This is a genomic window from Aeromonas sp. 25-AL00135 (genome assembly GCF_054052385.1).
The window spans coordinates 24,802-44,062 of record NZ_JBSTYQ010000025.1; the positions used below are offsets into that span (position 1 = coordinate 24,802).

General features: G+C 56.6%; 16 protein-coding genes and 2 tRNA genes. 10 read left to right on the plus strand and 8 right to left on the minus strand.

Features of this window, described 5'->3' with window-relative positions; genetic code table 11:
* Positions 1-185 precede the first annotated feature (185 nt).
* From crp to ACW5XC_RS19000, 4 genes are all read left to right on the plus strand, one after another.
* The gene (crp, locus tag ACW5XC_RS18985) at positions 186-824 is read left to right on the plus strand and encodes a cAMP-activated global transcriptional regulator CRP (RefSeq protein WP_005335304.1); all 639 of its coding nucleotides are present in this window, start codon (positions 186-188) and stop codon (positions 822-824) included.
* 125 nt (positions 825-949) lie between these two features.
* Complete coding sequence (locus ACW5XC_RS18990) at positions 950-1,750, plus strand: putative RNA methyltransferase (RefSeq protein WP_042052799.1); 801 nt, start codon at positions 950-952, stop codon at positions 1,748-1,750.
* Positions 1,751-2,091: 341 nt separating this feature from the next.
* Positions 2,092-3,198: a porin gene (locus ACW5XC_RS18995; protein ID WP_042053944.1), complete on the plus strand. Its 1,107-nt coding sequence runs from the start codon at positions 2,092-2,094 to the stop codon at positions 3,196-3,198.
* 174 nt (positions 3,199-3,372) lie between these two features.
* On the plus strand, positions 3,373-4,008 hold the full coding sequence (locus tag ACW5XC_RS19000; RefSeq protein ID WP_042053943.1) for a murein L,D-transpeptidase catalytic domain family protein: 636 nt from the start codon (positions 3,373-3,375) through the stop codon (positions 4,006-4,008).
* A gap of 77 nt (positions 4,009-4,085) precedes the next feature.
* On the opposite strand, the gene ACW5XC_RS19005 is transcribed toward ACW5XC_RS19000, so the two are convergent.
* Positions 4,086-4,517 (minus strand): universal stress protein, encoded by a 432-nt coding sequence (locus ACW5XC_RS19005; RefSeq protein WP_005335309.1) that lies wholly within the window; start codon positions 4,515-4,517, stop codon positions 4,086-4,088.
* 188 nt (positions 4,518-4,705) lie between these two features.
* Here ACW5XC_RS19005 and ACW5XC_RS19010 point away from each other — a divergent pair, with 188 nt between their 5' ends.
* Positions 4,706-5,449 carry a hypothetical protein gene (locus ACW5XC_RS19010; protein WP_042053953.1) on the plus strand — a complete coding sequence of 248 codons (744 nt, stop codon included), beginning with the start codon at positions 4,706-4,708 and terminating at the stop codon, positions 5,447-5,449.
* Between the two features lie 119 nt (positions 5,450-5,568).
* Here ACW5XC_RS19010 and ACW5XC_RS19015 read toward each other — a convergent pair whose 3' ends face one another.
* Positions 5,569-6,021 (minus strand): RNA methyltransferase, encoded by a 453-nt coding sequence (locus ACW5XC_RS19015; RefSeq protein WP_042053941.1) that lies wholly within the window; start codon positions 6,019-6,021, stop codon positions 5,569-5,571.
* Between the two features lie 203 nt (positions 6,022-6,224).
* Between ACW5XC_RS19015 and ACW5XC_RS19020 the strand changes: the two genes are divergently transcribed.
* Positions 6,225-7,316, plus strand: a complete 1,092-nt coding sequence (locus tag ACW5XC_RS19020; RefSeq protein ID WP_042053940.1) for a PfkB family carbohydrate kinase — start codon at positions 6,225-6,227, stop codon at positions 7,314-7,316.
* A complete protein-coding gene (locus ACW5XC_RS19025) occupies positions 7,310-8,218 on the plus strand; it encodes a pseudouridine-5'-phosphate glycosidase (RefSeq protein ID WP_042053938.1) in 909 nt (302 codons plus the stop codon). Before ACW5XC_RS19020 ends, ACW5XC_RS19025 begins: the two co-directional genes overlap by 7 nt.
* Positions 8,219-8,304: 86 nt before the next feature.
* Here the strand turns inward: ACW5XC_RS19025 and ACW5XC_RS19030 are convergent, their stop codons facing one another.
* The gene (locus tag ACW5XC_RS19030; RefSeq protein ID WP_042053937.1) at positions 8,305-9,030 is read right to left on the minus strand and encodes a carbonic anhydrase; all 726 of its coding nucleotides are present in this window, start codon (positions 9,028-9,030) and stop codon (positions 8,305-8,307) included.
* 418 nt (positions 9,031-9,448) lie between these two features.
* Between ACW5XC_RS19030 and ACW5XC_RS19035 the strand changes: the two genes are divergently transcribed.
* On the plus strand, positions 9,449-10,426 hold the full coding sequence (locus tag ACW5XC_RS19035; protein ID WP_042053936.1) for a cytochrome-c peroxidase: 978 nt from the start codon (positions 9,449-9,451) through the stop codon (positions 10,424-10,426).
* Between the two features lie 52 nt (positions 10,427-10,478).
* Here ACW5XC_RS19035 and ACW5XC_RS19040 read toward each other — a convergent pair whose 3' ends face one another.
* The 3 genes from ACW5XC_RS19040 to ACW5XC_RS19050 form a co-directional block, all read right to left on the minus strand.
* Positions 10,479-11,753 (minus strand): alpha/beta fold hydrolase, encoded by a 1,275-nt coding sequence (locus tag ACW5XC_RS19040; RefSeq protein WP_042053934.1) that lies wholly within the window; start codon positions 11,751-11,753, stop codon positions 10,479-10,481.
* Positions 11,754-12,179: 426 nt separating this feature from the next.
* A tRNA-Asn gene (locus ACW5XC_RS19045) sits at positions 12,180-12,255 on the minus strand.
* Positions 12,256-12,259: 4 nt separating this feature from the next.
* Positions 12,260-12,335 (minus strand) — tRNA-Phe (locus ACW5XC_RS19050).
* A gap of 265 nt (positions 12,336-12,600) precedes the next feature.
* On the opposite strand from ACW5XC_RS19050, the gene rraB reads away from it, so the two are divergent.
* Positions 12,601-12,936 (plus strand): ribonuclease E inhibitor RraB, encoded by a 336-nt coding sequence (rraB, locus tag ACW5XC_RS19055; protein WP_026034893.1) that lies wholly within the window; start codon positions 12,601-12,603, stop codon positions 12,934-12,936.
* Positions 12,937-12,999: 63 nt separating this feature from the next.
* Here rraB and ACW5XC_RS19060 read toward each other — a convergent pair whose 3' ends face one another.
* On the minus strand, positions 13,000-14,955 hold the full coding sequence (locus tag ACW5XC_RS19060; protein WP_042053952.1) for a sensor domain-containing protein: 1,956 nt from the start codon (positions 14,953-14,955) through the stop codon (positions 13,000-13,002).
* A 185-nt stretch (positions 14,956-15,140) separates the two neighbouring features.
* On the opposite strand from ACW5XC_RS19060, the gene ACW5XC_RS19065 reads away from it, so the two are divergent.
* Complete coding sequence (locus ACW5XC_RS19065; RefSeq protein WP_042053930.1) at positions 15,141-15,635, plus strand: hypothetical protein; 495 nt, start codon at positions 15,141-15,143, stop codon at positions 15,633-15,635.
* 71 nt (positions 15,636-15,706) lie between these two features.
* On the opposite strand, the gene ACW5XC_RS19070 is transcribed toward ACW5XC_RS19065, so the two are convergent.
* Positions 15,707-19,225 carry a VWA domain-containing protein gene (locus tag ACW5XC_RS19070; RefSeq protein WP_456516103.1) on the minus strand — a complete coding sequence of 1,173 codons (3,519 nt, stop codon included), beginning with the start codon at positions 19,223-19,225 and terminating at the stop codon, positions 15,707-15,709.
* Positions 19,226-19,261 lie beyond the last annotated feature (36 nt).

Sequence of the window (19,261 nt, forward strand, 5' to 3'; positions counted from 1 at the left end):
CTATCTTCCCTAGAATGGCCGAAGCGGCGCAGCAGGCATTACTCAAAGGGCTCTGTCAAAAGCCCGCAAAGCCTTGTCAGCACAGGCAAAGGCTCTTATCCTACTGCGACCAATACAAGGAATGGCAAGATTGGCAGCTTGCCCGGACGCACAAGTCCATAAAAAGACACTACAGAGGAATTCTCATGGTCATTGGCAAACCGCAAAGCGATCCCACCCTGGAATGGTTCTTGTCGCACTGCCACATTCATAAGTATCCCGCCAAGAGCACCCTGATCCATGCGGGTGAAAAAGCGGAGACCCTCTACTACATCGTCAAGGGCACTGTGGCCGTCTTGATCAAGGACGATGAGGGCAAAGAGATGATCCTCTCCTATCTGAATCAGGGGGACTTCCTGGGCGAGATGGGGATGTTCGAGGAGAACGAGAACCCCGAGCGCTCCGCCTGGGTTCGCGCGAAAGGCTCTTGCGAAGTGGCAGAGATCTCCTACAAGAAGTTCCGCCAGCTGATCCAGGTCAACCCGGACATTCTGATGCGTCTCTCTGGCCAGATGGCCAAGCGCCTGCAACACACCAGCCAGAAAGTGGGTAACCTCGCCTTCCTGGATGTGACCGGCCGGATCGCCCAGACCCTGCTCAACCTGGCCAAACAGCCGGATGCCATGACCCACCCGGATGGCATGCAGATCAAGATCACCCGTCAGGAGATCGGCCAGATCGTCGGCTGCTCTCGTGAAACTGTGGGCCGCATCCTGAAGATGCTGGAAGAGCAGGAGCTCATCTCTGCTCACGGCAAGACCATTGTGGTATTTGGCACTCGCTGATGACCCGTCCGCAGGCCTGACTGAGGCCTTGGGATAAAAAAGGCTGCTACGGCAGCCTTTTTTGATCCTCTCCCCTATAATCCCGAACGCCCTTCACTGTTCCGGCATTCGCCCAGAGAGTTACTATGCACCTTCAATGTCCCCGCTGCCGCAGTCCGCTCCATCTTCATGAAGCCTCCCAGGGACGCTATTGCGACAACAAGCATCACTTCGATCCGGCACCGGAAGGTTATCTGGATCTCATCCCCGGCAAGAAAAACCCCAAAGACAGCGACAGCCGTGCCCTGATGCGCGCCAAGCACCATTTCCTGGAAGCCGGCCACCAACTGCCGCTGGTTGAGGCCATGGCCGCCCTGCTCGCTCCGCTGGCCCCGCAAGAGCTGGTTCATCTGGGATGTGGTGAAGGCTACTACTGCCGCGCGCTGGCAGAGCGCCTGCCCGGCTGGCAGTTTGCTGGGGTTGATATCGCCAAGAACACCATCTTTGCCGCCAAAAAAGCGCAGCCGGACGGCCAGTTTGTCATTGCCGATCCCGCCCGTGCACCGCTGCAACCGGGCTCTGCTCAGGTGCTGCTGGTCAACGATCTCAAGGTCAAGACAGAGCAGCTGGTCAGCTGGCTGGCGCCCGGTGGCTATCTGCTCTATCTGCAGCCCGGCCCGCGCCATCAGTGGCAACTGCGGGTCAGCCTCAACCCGGTGAGCATGGAACACCCCCTCAGCTGGCCAACCCTCGGCGGCCTCAATCCGGTGACTCAACAGCGCTGCCAGTTCAGCCTCACCATGGATCAGGCCATGCGCAGCTTTATTCTGGAGACCAGCCGTCTAGGCTGGCGGGCGACCGGTGAGCAGCGTCACGCTTTCGCTCAACAGGGCCCGAATGAACTGGAACAGGATCTGCTGCTGACCCTGTGGCAAAAGCCCATCTGATCACTGGGGGGAGCCTTGCAAGGCTCCCACCCCGTTTTTCCCGCCCCGCCCCATGCTCCCCTGCGTGATCTAGCTCACAACTTGAGCCATCGACCTTGTTGCTCAGAACAGCCTTGATGTCAAAAAAGTCACTAGAAAATAATTCATTGAATTTAATCTCTTTTTATCTTGTCAAAAACCGTCACACCCAGTCTTGATAACGACCTCGTCACCTCAATTAAACAACGATGGATTCAGCCCCAGTCAAGGTTGGGACGCCTACCGTGTGGCTATCGGACTATTTCCGATTTCACAGAACCGACAACAAGTTCGGAAGTGTTTACATCAGAGGAATAACGCATATGAAGAAGTCTGCACTGACTATTGCCATCTCCAGCCTGCTGCTGGCGAGCGGCGCCCATGCTGCTACCGTTTACAACCAGAACGATACCAAGCTGGAAATCGGCGGCCGTGCACAAGGTGCTTACTACGGTACTGACGACAACGGTTCCGAAGGTGACCAGAGCTACTTCCGTCTGCACGTTGCTGGCGAGACCAAGATTGCTCCCGAGATGAAGGCGTTCGGCTTTGCCGAGTACAACCTGCCGACTTCCGGTTCTGACAACGACGAGCTGCGTTATGCCTATGCCGGCATCAAGCACGACCGTTTCGGCGCATTCAGCTATGGTCGTCAGGATGGCCTGTTCACCAAGGCCGTCAACAACTATACCGACGTCCTGCCTGAGTGGGGCGGTGACGGCCTGGGCAAAGATACTGAAGTATTCGGTACCGGCCGTACCAACGGTCTGGCCCAGTACATCTATAACTACCAGGGTCTGACTCTGGGTGCCCAGTTCACCGGTAACAATGATCCGCAAAACGCCGGTCGCAGTGCAATCACTGAATCTTTCAACGGCAACACCTACAACGGCGAAAGCTGGAATAGCAAAGGTTCTGCTGAAGGCTTCGCAGTTTCTGCCAACTACGATTTCGATATGGGCCTGAGCCTGGGTGCTGCCTATAACCAGGCTGGCAAGACCGACGAGCAAGCTCGCTACGCCGCCTTCGGTGGCGACAAGGATGCCAAGCTGATGGGCTTCGGCGCCAAATATGCAACTGGCGACCTCTACCTGGCTGCAACCTACTCCCACGGTGAAGACCACCTGTTCGTCAACAACGGCTACGCCGAGAAGATGGATGGCTACGAAGCCGTTGCCCAGTACACCATCGGCAAGTTCAAGCCTTCTCTGGCCTACCTGCGCACTGACGTGAAAGACTCCGCTCGCGGTATCGATGATACCTACACCGAGTACGTATCTATCGGTGCCTGGTACAACTTCACCGAGAACTTCAACGCCTATGTTGATTACAAGCTGAACCTGCTGGACTCCGTAGATGGCAAGTCCACCAACTCTCTGGGCAAGAACACCGATGACGTAGTCGCGGTTGCCCTGCAGTACAACTTCTAAGTAATTGGAAGTCAGTTATACCCTGTGATACCAATGTCTACTGTTTGAATTACTTCCGGCCGCTCTGCGGCCGGTTTTTTTATTGCGCCTTTTCAGCACCTTGCATATAACTATCGAGCGGATTGATGGCAATATCCGCGCCGTTGACAGGGAGTGACAAGGAGATATTCACGGATGAGACAAGCGCGCGGGAACATAGACTGGCAACGCGGGTGGCTGTTGTTGCCACTGCTGTTGATATCGCTCATCTGGAGCAGCACGGCAGATGCCAGCTGGGATCAGAGCCTCTATCGTCAACTGGGTCTGGCCGGCAAGCTGGATAAACAGACCTTTCGTCAGGCACTCAACAGTTATCAAACTGTGCGCCACAAACGCAAACCCATTCTCACCATCATCGATTACAGCAAGCCATCCACCCAGCGCAGGCTGTTTGTCATCGATATGAAACGCCACAAGCTGCTCTATCACACCTGGGTCAGTCATGGCCGCAACTCAGGTGAACTGGCCGCAAAACACTTTTCCAACCAGCTCAACTCCCGCCAAAGTTCCCTCGGCGTCTATCGCACGGCGGAAACCTATCAGGGCAAGCATGGCTATTCGCTGCGACTCGATGGCTTGTCACCGGGTAAAAACTGCAATGCCCGCAAGCGTGCCATCGTGGTACATGGCGCCGCCTATGCCAGCCCGACCCATCTGCGCAAATATGACAAGCTGGGCCGCAGCTGGGGTTGCCCCGCCCTGCCCAAAGAGCAGGCCAGGGCCATCATAGATACCATCAAGGGGGGGAGTGTCATCTACGCTCACGGCTAGCGGGCACAACACCAGACAACGCAAGGCCAGCGATCGCTGGCCTTGTTTGTTACGCTTTTCACACTAAACGTGGCGCGTTATTGGCGCACCACCAGTACCGGACAGGGTGCATGACGCACCACAGACTCGGCGACACTGCCTACCAGCAGATGGCTGATACCGGAGCGACCGTGGCTGCCCATCACGATCAGCTCAACCTCATCCTCCTTGGCCTGAATGACAATTTCATCGGCGGCGCGGCCAAAGCGAATATCAAAGGTGGCCGGGATCGGCAGAGTGGCCACCAGCTCTTTGAGCTGGGTTCTGGCCTGACGCTCCATCTCGTGGGTGATCTCGATGGCCGTCATATGCAGGATCTTGTAGCTGTCGAAACCGTGCAGTTGATCAACCACGTGGATCAGCTTGAGCTGGGCCTGATGGCTCTGTGCCATGAAAACGGCATAGTCGAGTACCGCGCGAGACATTTGGGAAAAATCGACTGGACAGAGCAGAGTCTTGATCGATGGCATAATGCAGTCTCCTCTACTGATTGGGGTGCTATTGAATCTTTACTCGATCATAACGATCCGACCGCAAATAACCCTCGACCCTGTCGCAAAATGGAGATGCGAGATGTTTTCTCCGCCCGCCGCGATCAATGCATGGTATAAATCAGGTGATAAATGCTCTCCTCACCCCTGCGAGGATAATGCTGACCATGCTGCGCATCGGTTGTTTGCTGCTTTGCTCTCTGTGTGCGATCGCCCACGCTCGCACAGCCGATATTCACGTCTATTGCGATGGCTGGCCCGGTTTCTGCCAACCGGATGGCCGCGGTATCTATCTCGATCTGGTGCGAACCATCTACCAACCCCATGGCTACCAGATCGTGCCCCATATCGTGCCCTACAAACGCGCCGTCGCCATGATAGCCAAGCAAGAGGGGGATATGGCGATGAGTGTCTATCTGGACGAGATCAAGGGGGTCAAACAGCCCCGTCAGCCAGCCTCCGCAGATGATGTGACCGTCTTCATGCTCAAGCAGTGGCAGCCACAATGGCGGGGAGAGCGCAGTCTGGAGGGAGAGACCGTACTCTGGCGGCGAGGATGGGTGCTGGATAAATATCTTCCGGTCACCATGCGATGGCACGAGATCGACAACCATGAGATGGCCCTGCAGCTGATTGGCAAGGGGCGCTATCGCTATTACCTGACCGCTGGCGTGCTCCATGCAGCCGATGAGACCCCGGCCAATATGTACCGCACCATTTTGCGCTGGATACCGACTTACCCCATTTTTGCCGATACCGAGCAGGGCGACCGGCTACTGCAGCTGTGGGATCAGGAGATGGTGAATCTGATCCGTCGCGGCACGCTGGCCGAGATATATCGCCATTATCACCTCTATGAATACTACCGCGACTTTCTCGAGGAGCAGGCGGTCAAGGCCAGCGAAAAATGATCCCACCATAGGGGAAAGAGAAGGATGCCGCAGCCCCGTCAACAGCGGCCACCGCCAGCAACCTGCCCATGAGCAACACCTTTCCATTGTGGTTTGAGTCACCGTAGCCACGCCACAACTCAGGGTTGCCGGAACCCCTTAGCCAAGCGGTCATAGAGGATCACATTGACCGAGGCGGCCAGATTCATGCAGCCCTGAGTCGGCACATAGACCACATCTTTCACCGCGCCATAGAGGGCGGGATCGAGCGTGCCATCCTCCGGCCCGAAGATATAAAAAGCGCGTTCCGGATGGACATAGTCGGGGAGCGGCGTAGCGCCGTCGATCAAATCGACCACCACGGGCACGCATCCCTGCGGGATAAACGCCATCAGATCATCCACCCCGAGCAGCGGGATCTTCTCCACCATCTGCTTGGTATCGGTGGCAAAGCGGCGCGCCAGCTCGAAGCGGTTGCCGGTGTAGTAGACCTCATCCACCCCGTAGCAACCCGCAGCCCGCATCACGGCACCGACATTTTCCGGGGATTTGGGATTGACCAGCCCCACGCAGCAGAATGCTCTCTTTTCCATCATCTCTCCTCATCTTACGGCGGCCATTATAAGCCGCTGCGGAGTCAACGACCCGTTAAAAGTACCTCGCCAGGCTCAACGATTCGTCGCCCCATCACGGATGTCGATTTTTTGTGCGCAAGCCGACAAATTTTGTACAAGTCGATAGCCAGCAAACGTTTCCCAGCAATAATGGACAAACGTTTGTAAATGGATGTTTGTCTATGACTGAGCGTGAACAAGAGATCCTCGCCCTGCTGCGTCAGGATCCCATGATTGCCCAGCAGGAGCTGGCCGATCGCCTCGGCATCAGCCGCTCTGCGCTGGCCAGCCACATCTCCAGCCTGATCCGGCAGGGATATGTGCAAGGCAGAGGTTATGTACTGCGAGAGGGCCCCTACGTGGTGGTGATCGGCGGTGCCAATATGGATATTTGCGGCACCAGCCACGACAACCTGCTGCTCGGTGACTCCAACCCGGGCAAAGTGCGCACTTCAGCCGGTGGTGTCGGCCGCAATATCGCCGAGAATCTGGCGCGATTAGGGAGCGATACCCGGTTGCTGACTGCCGTCGGCAACGACCAGTATGGTCACCATCTGCTAGAGGTGAGTCAACGAGCCGGCGTCGATGTACGCCAGACCCTGGTGCTCGATGGTCACGCGACCTCCTGCTACCTCAGCATTCACGATGGGAGCGGTGAAATGAGCTGCGCCATTAACGACATGGCTATCATAGAGCAGCTCACCCCTGCCCGCCTGACCCCCCTTGGCGGCTTTCTCGGGGGTGCCAAGCTCTGGGTGCTCGACACCAATCTGGCCATCCACACCCTCGACTGGCTGTTCGAACGACAGGGGGATCACGCCATCTTTGTCGATACCGTCTCGGTGGCCAAGGTGGAGAAGATCCGCCCCTGGCTCGGCAAGATCCACACCCTCAAACCCAATCGCAGCGAAGCCGAACAGTTGTGTGGCATGACCATCGCCGGGCCAGACTCTTGGCCCATGGTAGCCGCCTGGTTCCACCGCGCCGGAGTCAAGCGATTGTTCCTCAGTCTGGGTGAGCAGGGGATCTTCTATAGCGACGGCGAGCAGCAGGGCCACCTGCCGATACTGGGCAGCCCGGTGCTCAACGTCACCGGTGGCGGGGATGCCTTTATGGCCGGCCTCGCCCACGCCTGGCTGCAAGATCTCGATATCACACAGACCACCCGTTTTGCCCTGGGCTGTGCCGCCCTCACCGTCAATTGTTCCGATACCGTTTTTTCCGGTCTCTGCAAAACCGCCGTTGACCGCATACTGGAGGAGTACCCATGCTGAATACTTACCTCGATATCCAACCGGAAGTTGCTGCCGCGCTGGCCGCCGGCAAACCGGTGGTCGCCCTCGAATCCACCATCATCTCCCACGGCATGCCCTATCCACAGAACGTGGAGACGGCCCGTCAGGTAGAGCAGGTGGTGCGCGATAACGGCGCCATTCCGGCCACCATCGCCATCCTCGATGGCCGCCTCAAGGTGGGTCTCGATGCGGGTGCGCTGGAAGCGCTGGGCCGGGCTGGCCACAGCGTGACCAAGTGCAGCCGCCGCGACATTCCGTTCGTACTAGCGCGCAAGGGGATGGGGGCCACCACGGTCGCCTCGACCATGATCATCGCTGCTATGGCGGGGATCCGGGTCTTTGCCACCGGTGGCATTGGCGGGGTACATCGCGGCGCGCAGGAGACCTTCGATATCTCGGCCGATCTGCAGGAGCTGGCACAAACGCCGGTGGCCGTAGTCTGTGCCGGTGCCAAATCAATTCTCGATATCGGGCTGACTCTGGAATATCTGGAGACACAAGGAGTGCCGGTGATCGGCTATCAGACCGAAGAGTTGCCCGCCTTCTACACCCGCGAGAGCGGCTTCAAGGTTGATTATCGACTGGAGAGTCCGGCGGCCATCGCCGAGGCGCTGCGCCTCAAGTGGGAGCTGGGACTGGCGGGCGGCGCCGTGGTGGCCAACCCCATCCCGACTGCACACGCCATGCCGAAAACCGACATCGACACAGCCATTGCCCGGGCGCTCCATGAAGCGGACGAGCAGGGGATCAAGGGCAAGGCGTCAACCCCCTTCCTGCTGGCCCGCGTCTGCGAGCTGACTGGCGGCAACTCGCTCGCCGCCAACATCCAGCTGGTACTGAACAACGCGGCCCTCGGCGCCCGCATCGCCGCCAGCCTCTGATCGCTCGCCGATACCTCGCTATGTAAAAGAGGGCCTGACGGCCCTCTTGTTGTTTTTGCTATCTACTGTGCTATTGCAACGCTGTGTTATTGCAGGACTACGCGCCCATTGAGCGGTTGCACCGGCCGATTATTGGCGTGGTGCATCACCGCCTTGAAAGCGTCGATCTGGGCCTGACTGACCTCAACCGGCTGCTTCATCACCAGCCAGCGCACTCCTTCCGAGCAGGGAGGCGTCGTAAGGGAGCCGCTGAAGCGATAGTAGTCACGATTCTCGGGCAGTAATTGCTCAGCAGAGAGCGGTGTCTTGAGGGTGTGGACCTCCCCCACCTTGGCCGGTAGTTCACCCCAGGCTGCCGCCAGTGCCGGATTGGCCTTGCCAGCCTCGAACATCACCGCCACCACGGCGATCTCTCCCTTGTCACTGACGTGTACCAAATGCCCTTCCAGCGGATAGGATTTGCCCTCGATGAGGTTCTCACTCGGGGCGTGGAAGTGGAACTGCTTTAGTTCAAACGTGGTGCCATCGAGTTGCAAGGTGCTGCCCGGGGCATAACCGACCTGCACGGTATGACCGTTGTTGACCACTGTGTTGCCACCCGCCTGATAGTGGAGTACCAGCGGGGCCAGTTTGGCCTCGACCAATCCGCTCAGGTCAACCGGCGACTGATTGCTGCCCGCACACTGACCAAACTCAGGGGTCAGCTTGGCCCAGTGGGCAGGCCCCGCCTCACCGCTATATTCCCAATGGGGGGCGGCAGCAAACACGACAGGGCACAGCAACAGGGAGCAGGTCAACAGAGACTTTCTCATCATACATCCTTATCTTGATTGAAAAGCACGACCATCCGGCGCCGCTCCAAAGAACAAGACGACAGAGGGTGTTGAAACGCAGGGTACAATTTGCTCATCCTGTCGGTTTATTATTAATGATGCATTTGATAGGTATTTATTTAACGGCAGAATGGCAAAGCATATTGAATAATCGCTTTATTCAATGACAGCAATCTAATTAATCGCCTGTTCATTTTCTTTGCTTCGCACATAATCCAGACATGATGCTAATTCCATACTCTCCTCTTAATTATCCTGCCCTCATTTTGCCAACAAATCATATGTGATTGTTTTTATTGTAAATAGTCAAGCAAGTCTGATTTTGATCAATTAATGAACAGCGCTTTGACGTCATCCTTGTCTTGCTGGCATAAACAGCATCAAGGGAGATGACGCAATGAGAAAATATTGTTTGCTAGTGGCACTGATATTACCCAGTGCCGGTTGGGCGAATGAACCCATACAGCCCGTGGAACCAGCCAAGGTGACAAACCCGGAAAAAGTCGAATTGGGCAAGATGCTGTTTTTCGAGCCAAGACTCTCCAAATCCGGCGCAATCTCTTGTAACTCTTGCCATAACCTGGCGACCGGTGGGGTGGATAATCAAGTCAGCTCACTCGGCCATAAATGGAAAGTGGGCCCTATTAATTCACCGACCGTACTCAACTCCAGCCTCAACTTCGTGCAGTTCTGGGATGGTCGCGCCAAGGATCTGAAAGAGCAGGCGGCGGGCCCCATCGCCAACCCGCTGGAGATGGCATTTACCCACAATCTGGCGGTCGAAACTCTGCATACCCTGCCTGGCTATCGTACCCGCTTCAGCGCCGTTTATGGCAAGGACAACTTCGGCATTGACGAGGTCACCGATGCCATCGCTGCTTTTGAAGAGACCCTGGTTACCCCCAATGCCCCGTTTGACCGCTGGTTGAAAGGGGATAGCAAGGCACTGACCGCACAACAGCTGAAAGGGTATGAGCTGTTCAAAGCCAAAGGATGCACGGCATGCCACAACGGGGTCGCTATCGGCGGCAACTCTTATCAGAAGATGGGACTGGTCAAGAGTTACAAAACGGACAACCCGGCTAAGGGTCGCGGTGCCGTCACCGGAGAGAAGCAGTTCATCGGCTGGTTCAAGGTACCCACCCTGCGTAATATCGAGCTGACTTATCCCTACTTCCACGATGGTGCAGTATGGGATCTGAAAGAGGCAGTCCAGATCATGGCTGATATCCAGCTGGGGCAGCGCCTCACAGATCAGGAAGCCGAAGATATGACTGCCTACCTCAAGAGCCTGACCGGTGAGCAGCCGCAGATCGTGTTGCCACAACTCCCACCGTCACAACCTGATACCCCCAAACCAGAGGTAAAAAACTGATAAAAAACAACAGGGGCCGTGGCCCCTGTTGTCTGCTACCTTACCGGACGATTCAGCGATCCCGATTCAGGGCGATCAGACGATCAAGAATCGCTTCACCATCGGCACGCAAACCGTTGTGCTCATACTCATTGGTGATCCAGGCGCGACTGTTGCCAAGGCCACGCAGGGTTTCGCGGCTGTAGTCAAACTCCACATACATATCCTCGGCATAGACGGCGCAGGCTACCGGCACCTTGTTGCGGGCCAGCTGGGCCGGATTATAGAGCGCCCCCCAGTCCGCCTTGTTGGCCAGCAGATGGGCCGCCTCTTTCAGGGGCAGCAACTCGCGGAACTGCTCGAACATCCAGGGGTAAACCATCTCGCCGGTGAAGGCGAAATCCTTGCCAGGCGCCCAGTTCACCGCAGGAAACTCCCCTCTGACCCGATCCGCCGCCCAGCGAGTCGCCTCCCCTTCGGCGTAGATAGCCTCGTGCAGGATGGCAAACAGCGGGTTGGTATTGAATGGCTGCATGCTCTGCACCTGATAGAGAAAGGCCGGGCTCAGCTTGTCGCCGATAAAGGCCTCTTCCAGCAGGTAATAAAGCTCCTCGAAAGCACCCGTAGCGCCGAGATCCAGCCCTTGCTGCTGGAACTGCTCCACCGTCAGGCGCTGGCCGTTGGGCAGCCGCACATCGTGCTGGTGCAGATGGTTAGCCAACCGGTTGGCAATCCCCTGAGCGTGGGGGAAGCGGGCGAAGAAGGCTCGGTTCTTGTCAGCCACCCGCTGATAGGTGGCGCGGTAAACCTCCTCGGCGCTGCGGCCAATCGGCGCGATGCCGCCGGTGATATAAACCTCCCGCAGGCTATCGGGGAAGAGCGAGAGATAGGTCAAGCAGCAAAAACCACCAAAGCTTTGCCCCAGCAGGCTCCAGCGATGCTTGGGACTGAGCTCCAGCCGGATGAACTCGGCATCTTGCACTATGCTGTCGGCGCGAAAATGGCTGAGATACTCCGCCTGCTCGGCCGGGGTCATTTTGGCCAGAATCTGCCCGTGGATGGGGCTCGACATCCCGGTGCCACGCTGATCCAGCAGCAGCACTCTGAACTCCTGCAACGCCCGCTTGAGCCAGCCACTGTTGGCCGTCGGACGCGGCGCGCCGAAACCGGGACCACCCTGCAAAAAGAGCAGCCAGGGGAGCTTGTCATCGAGTTTGTCTTTGCGGCAGAGGGTGCGGGCAAACAGGGTAATGCTGTCACCATCCGGCTCATCATGATCGAGGGGAACGGTAAAAAAGTGCGGCTCGCAATGAATGCCGTCCAGTACATAGCTCAAGGGGCTGTTCATCTGGGGTCTCTCCGTCAGGATGGGAACATCATTGACCCCATCATAGCCCCGCCCAGCCACAGGGTCACTCCGGTTTTCCAAAATGTTAACAATGGCTTAAAGGTCGAAACATCACCCGACAAGCCGCTCTTCAACGGTGCTGAATTAATTGTTTTGCAGGGGAGATTGACGCCATGGCGCCATTCAACAAAGATGGCTCGCCTGCACAGGAGTGCAGCCATTCAGGCCGACAAAATGGATAAGGGAATGTGATGAAACCGAAGTGGATCAGGGCCAGAAAAAGAGAGAAGAAGCCATGCCCTGGCAGCATGCTGCAGACCGGAATGCTGCTGTTCAGTGCCACCTGTGGCGCGACGCTCTTTTTGGCAGCATGCAACAGCAACTAGAAATGAAAAAGCCCGCTCGATTGAGCGGGCTTTTCGAATTTGGCTCCTCCTACTGGACTTGAACCAGTGACATACGGATTAACAGTCCGCCGTTCTACCGACTGAACTAAGGAGGAATTTTGGTGCCCAGAGACGGAATCGAACCGCCGACACGGGGATTTTCAATCCCCTGCTCTACCGACTGAGCTATCTGGGCAACGGCGCGCATTAAACCCTTTCCAGCGCAGAGTGTCAACCATGATGGCACGATAAAAAGTGCGTTCGCTCAACAACCGAACGAAGCGACCATTTATTATCCATTTCAGTCCTGTTTGCCGTACTTGCTGGCCTCTGAACACCCTGCAGGCTGTGCCAATATGATGGAAATTCGAGGCTCAGTGGGTCCGCCGCATTGAGCCGAATCCACTCTGCGAGTATGCTTTGCCGCAATGATACCGCCTGGAGGCAACATGAGTCTGAATATGCAAGAGTGGCGTGATGAGACCACCGAGATCGTCAACGAACTGCTGGCCGATGGCAGCAATCCCGATGCGGATTACGACATCGAGCACCACTTCGCCTGCCAGGATTTCGACCGTCTGGAAAAAGCAGCGGTTGACCTGTTCAAGGCCGGTTTTGAAGTGACCGATGCCGAAGAGATGGAGCTGGATGACGGCGCCACCATCTTCTGCTTCGATGCCACCATCGAGTGTAAGCTGAATGTCGAAGCGATCGTAGCCGATATCGCCAAGATGCTGCCCATCCTGGAAAAATATGGGGTGGATTACGATGGCTGGGGCACCTACTTCCAGGATTGATCCTGACTCCATCGTAAAACAACAAGGCCACCTTGCGGTGGCCTTGTTGTTTCTGGCGATCTCTCACGCCAGATAGCTGGCAGCGAACTCCGCCGGCGGCAGGGGGCGACTGAACAGATAGCCCTGGAGCCGATCACACCCCGCCTCGGTCAGCCACAACTGCTGCTCGGGTGTTTCCACCCCTTCGGCCGTAATCCGGATCCCGAGCTCATGACCCAGCCCGATGACCGAGCGCACAATGGCGGTGGTCGCGCTATTGCTGGCGAGCCCCTGAGTGAAGCTGCGATCCAGCTTGAGGGTCGCCACCTGCAACCGCGGCAGATAGGCCAGCGAACAGTAGCCGGTGCCAAAGTCGTCGATGGCCAACTGAAAACCGGCGGCGATCAGGTTGTCGAGGTTGGTCTCAATCTCGTCTGCATTCTCCATCAGTACCCCTTCGGTGATCTCCAGCTCCAGTTGACTGGCCTTGAGACCATGGCGAGCGATGCAGGCAGAGACCCGCTCACAGAGCGCCGGATCACGGAACTGCAGCGGCGAGAGGTTGATGGAGAGCACCATATCCGGCTGCGCAGTTTGCCACTGCGCCAGCTGAGCACACCCCTGCTCCAGCATTAACTGGCCAAGCTGACCGATGATCCCCATCTCTTCCGCCAACGGAATGAATTCGTCGGGGGAGATCATCCCAAGCTCAGGATGGGGCCAGCGACAGAGCAGCTCGGCACCGTGCAGTCGGTGGGTGCGGGTACAGATAATGGGCTGATAGACGGCAACCAGCTGGGCGGACTTGATGGCGAGTGGCAACTGGGCGGCGATCAGCTGACGCCGCTTGAGCCGGGCATGCAGCTCGGGATCAAACAGGGTGCAGTACTGCTGCTGCCGTTTGCCCTGCGCCAGCGCAGCCTCGGCATGGCTGAGCAACCGCTCGGCATCGCTTGCCCGCCCTTGGGCCAGCCCCAGAAACACCGGGATCTGGATGCGATGATCTTCCACCTGATAGTGCTCCATCAACTGCTGCTGCAGATGCTGGCTCCACCCCTGCAATGGCTCGTTGAAGTCGGGCAACAGCAGGCTGAAGTCATCGGCAGCGACCCGACAGAGCAGGGAACGCGGCGGTACCAGCTGCTGCAACCGCTTGGCCACCTGGCTCAGCAAGCGGTCGGCAATCCGGATGCCGAAGCGATCGTTGATCTCACGAAAATGGTGCAGATCGACCAGCACCAATGTGGCACTGCGTCCCCCAAGATGGCGGCTGGTCTGCAAGAACCGGGAGAGTTTGAGCAGCCCGGTCAGACTGTCGTAGTGCTGCTCCTGCTGCAACTGCGCCTGAGTGGTGCGCAGGCCGGTGATGTCACGCCCCAGCGTCAGGATCCCGAGGGAGTGGCCGTCACCATCGGGGACATCGACCCGGGTGATCTCCATGTGTCGCCCCTGCCCGCTGGCATCCAGCAGACAGCACTCGCCGTGGCCCATCCCCTGCGGCGCCGCCAACCGGAACGGCAGCTGCTGACCCAGCACCTCATCGGCCCCATGGCCGATAAAGTCGAGAAACGCCTGATTGCACTCCAGCAATACCCCGTTGTGATCATCGAAACGGATCAGATCAGGAATGGCATCGAGCAGAAAACGCTGCAACAACTGCTGCTTTTTGACCGTCTGTTCAAGACTTTTGCGCTGGGCAATCTCGTTAACCACGCCGAACACTGCGCAAGCTTCCCCCTGCGGAGTGTAAAGAGGCACCTTGTGCACCTCCATCCAGCAGGTATCACCACCCCGGTTGCAATGGAGCTGCTGATACAGCATCGGCACGCCTCCGGCAAGCAGCTGCTCATCCTCACTGCGAAAGAGATCGCCCCATGGCATATCTGCATCTGTCTTGCCGACTACCTCGGCAGGCGACTCCAGCTTGGCTTCACGGGCGAACTCACGATTGGCGAACAGGTAACGCCCATGACTATCTCGACAGAAGATACTCATTGGCAATTGGTCGATGATCTGCTGCAGCAGATCCGGGGTGAGCATGTTGGTCACAGGGGTGCTTATGGAGGAATTTCGAGCAAATCTATGATAGCAAACCAATTTTGTAAAGCACCCCGATCACCTCCCCATAACATCGAACGCTGGATGGTTGCTGACAGAGATTGTCGCTCCGGCGATAATAGGTGCCGGTTGGCCAATGGCCTGGTGATATGGACGAGAGAAACAAGATGAAAAAGATTATGGGGAGCGCATTGGCGCTGCTGCTGGTTGGTTGTGCTGGTGACAATAACGGCGGTGAGGAGTATCGCTACAACCCGCCAATTGCCAAGGCAACCAACAACACTCAGGAAATGGCGATCCCGGTGGATCTGGTGTGGGCTCGCGCCGAGAAGTGGTTCACCGATCACGGCCTCACCATCGAAAACAGCCAGCGTGGCTCCGGCCTGATGACTGCCAACGTCAACCAGTTAGCCGACGGGCTGGAGTGGCTGGACTGCGGAACTATGGGTTCCAAAGTTGCACTGGGCAACCCGAACCTGCAGATCAACCTGATCATCACCCAGAGCGGCAACAGCAGCGTGGCCACGGTCAACGTCAAGGGCAACACCGAGCTGTTCTTCGTTGAATCCTCAGGCGAGCGCGTACCGGCCCCGTCCATCAAGCCGGTCTGTGTCTCCCGCGGCACCCTGGAGCAGAGCCTGTTCGCCACCCTCGGCAACTGACTTCGCTTCCCTGCAAAGATAAAAAAAGCGGCAGATTGCTCTGCCGCTTTTTTATTGCCCCCGAGTTGGGCTTACTTATCGATATCGAGCATGTTGTTGGTCAACATGAAATCGATCACCTGGCTAGCCGTTGCACCACTATTACCGGTCAGAGAGCCAAAAGTGTGACCAGACAACACAATCTCCTGGGTAACAGAGCCGCCAACCGAATCGCTAACCTTGAGATGCACACCTTGGCTATCTGCGGACACAGACAACAGATTCTTCAACAATGACTCCGTTTTAGACCCATCATGATCCAGCAGATCACTCAGATCCAGCTTGTCGCGCTGTGTCGGATCACTCAGGCTCGGTTTGAAGTCCGTGACAGTATCAACCGTCAACTTACCTGATTCGTTATCCCCCTTGTTCCACACGAAGATATCCGCTCCATCGCCACCGGTCAGTATGTCGTTGCCCAGACCACCGTTCAGAGTATCGTTGCCCAAGCCGCCGCTCAGAATATCGTTCCCGGCACCACCATCCAGCTTGTCGCTGCCGGTGCCGCCATAAAGGATATCCTTGCCATCGTCACCGTAGAGCTCATCGTCACCACCCTGGCCAAACAGGATATCGTCCCCCAGACCGCCGTGCAGCTTGTCGTTGCCCCCTCGGGTATCGCCCGCCACATCAAATGAGTTAGCATTCCCCTTGATGTACTCGTAAAGCTCAAGAGAGCTGGGTGCATAACCGTTTTTCAAGGTCAGGAACTGGGTCAGACCATCCAGTCCCTTGCCATCAACCCAATCTGCCGGCTTAGCTGGGTTGCCAGCCGTGCCCCACGGCAAGTTGTCGGTGTTGATGGCATCCCCGAACAGGATATCGTTACCCGCGCCACCGTGCAGGACATCGGCCCCCACTTCAGCAGGTGTATTGGTGGTCGAACTGCCAACCAGCACAGCCTTGAGCTGATCTGCCGTGGTGATGATGTCGGGCTGGCCAACCGGCGGGTAGGTCACCTTGCTCAGATTGTCAATCCGCAGCGTAGCAGCAGTGTCATCCCACCCGGCTTGCTTTACATCAGTGACTGTGAATACGTAACGATAATCACCGGCAACCATCGCTCCACTGTTGATGGTGCCAGTGGAGGTCACCGCTACACCGACATTCACCCAGGTAGAACCGTCCCAGCGTTGCAGTTGCACCGAGAAACTGTCCGAGTAAGAGAGATTGTTGCTTGTGCTGAGATCGAAACGGATGCCAACTCCCGTCGCTATCTTCAGTGTTTCGCTGGCAAATACCGATGAACCATTTCCCGCATTATCAGTTAACTCCAGCCGACTACTGACCCTTACGACACTCCCACTGCTATCGCCAGCCCTGCTCCAGCTATTCGCGCTCCAAGACCCCGCATTGCCGGAAAAATCATTCAGCAAAAGAGCGCTTCCATATTGACTGCCTGAGCCAATCACCTGCGTGTTGTCAAAATAATTCAGGTTCTCCTTCGTCACACCATTACCGATACCGATCGCCTTGACTTCGCTCAGCCCAGATAAAGGAGCAAACGCATCGATGGCCTTTTGCATCGCATCTGATTCAGATGCATTACTGTTCCCGTTATAAACTGTTGGATCACCATCGGTCAGGAAATAAGTGACATTCTCAAAGGTCAATCCAGAGCTGCTACCTGGCTTGCTGTTAAACCACTGGGTAGCCTTGATAAAGGCATCCTCATAGTTGGTCGCACCGCCAGCAGACAACGAGCTAATTTTGTCAATAAGCGACTGTAAATTGCTCTTGGATAGATCATTAATTGAGATGACAGAACTGGCAGACCAATTGAAATCAACCAACGTCACGTTCACGACGCCATCATGACCTGCCAGTTGATTGGCCAGCACTTTCAGAGCAGCAATTGTTAGGGTCATCCTGTCCTGGCCTGCAGGCGGATTTGATCTTCCGTCCAGGCCATACTGCATACTGCCTGAAGTATCTACAATCAGAGCAATATTGTAGTTTTTGCCCGGTTCAACCGAGGTCTTGATACCACCTATATCTCCCAGCAATACATCATCACCACGCCCCCCCTCGACAGTGTTATCGCCGTTCGGATTGCTGGGCTTGACCATAAAGCCGGTATCCGCTTCGGTATATTTCACTTCACCGGCTATCGGCTGACCATTCATGTCATACTCTTGCGAACCAGCCACCACGGTAACCTTGATATTCTGGCTACCGACAGGCAACTCCACCTGCAGCGACAGTTTCCCGTCTTTATCCAGCATGCTGGCCGGCACCTTCCAGCTGCCGTCGGCCTGCAGAGTGCCGCCTGACAGTAGCGTACCTTGAGGTAATCCCTTGATGGTCAGCTCGGTAAAATGTTCACTGCCATCGGTATCGATCAAGTCGACATCAACTTTCAACGTCGCCAGCTCAGCTACCTTGGTCAGGTTGCCATCCTTGAACTCATACTTGCCATCTTGCAGGTAAAGGGTCTCAACGCTGTAAAAATCATGGTTAGTCAAAGCACCACTAGAGTCTTTATATACCAATCGGTAATCACAACCCTGTGGCAACCCTGTCGTCACAAGCTTCAGGTCCTTCATCGAACCTAGCATATAGGCAACATCCAGCCCATCACCACCATAATAAGAGGTGGAGGCCTTCAGGCTTTGGGCTATCAGCGTGTCGTTGCCAGCACCAGCATTCAGAGTGACCGACGACGTAGCATTCTTGCCGCCGATCAGAATGTCATTCCCATCGCCGCCATCCAGGTTGTCAGTAACACTGCCACCACCAATCAGAATGTCATTGCCAGCTTCGCCTTTTGCCAGGAAGTGGTCGCCACTGCCGTATTTGATGGTGTCATTGCCGCCACCGCCCAGAACCCAACTGCCATTGGTAACCAGATAATCATCTCCGCCAGTCGGTGATGGCGACGGCCTCTTGCCATTCAGGTCGAACAGAATTTGCTCAATCTTAGCCGCCCCCGGCACAAACCCGCCACTCACCAGCTCAACCTTCAGCGTCACGCCGTCAACCACCGGCTTGATATCGACCACAAAGGTCGCATTACCACTACTGTTTACCCCGTCGCTCACCTGATAGCCGAACGACGCATAATCCCCCAGCTTATTGCCGTCCGCCCCCGTGTTCACACCGCTGCCCGCCGACCCGCTAGCCTCATGCGGATCAGGCTTGAACTGCAGCTTACCGGCGGCGATTTCTGCCTGAGTAAATACCTGATTTTCAACCACAGCCTGCCAGTTACCGTTGGCATCCTTGTACTGCAGCACCCCATCAGCCGGCAGTGAGGTGATCTTGATCGACAACTTGTCCGCAGCGGTATCGACATCGCTAGCCTTGAAGTCGCTCCATTTCAAAGTAAGCGGCATATCTTCTTCACCCTGGGCATAACCACCAGAGGTGGTGGGAGCAGCCAGAACAAGAGCCGTGTCACTGCCCGGCAGGGAGATGTTGCCCGCCTTGTCGGTCTGGGTCGCACTTACCGTCAGTGACTTGCCATCCGCCGGGGTATTCTCGGTCCAGCTGATGATGCCGTTGCTGTAGGCAAAGCCGGTCGCAGGTGTGCCATTGGCAAACTGCAGCACACCGTTCACCAGCTTCAGCTCGACGCTACTGCTGGC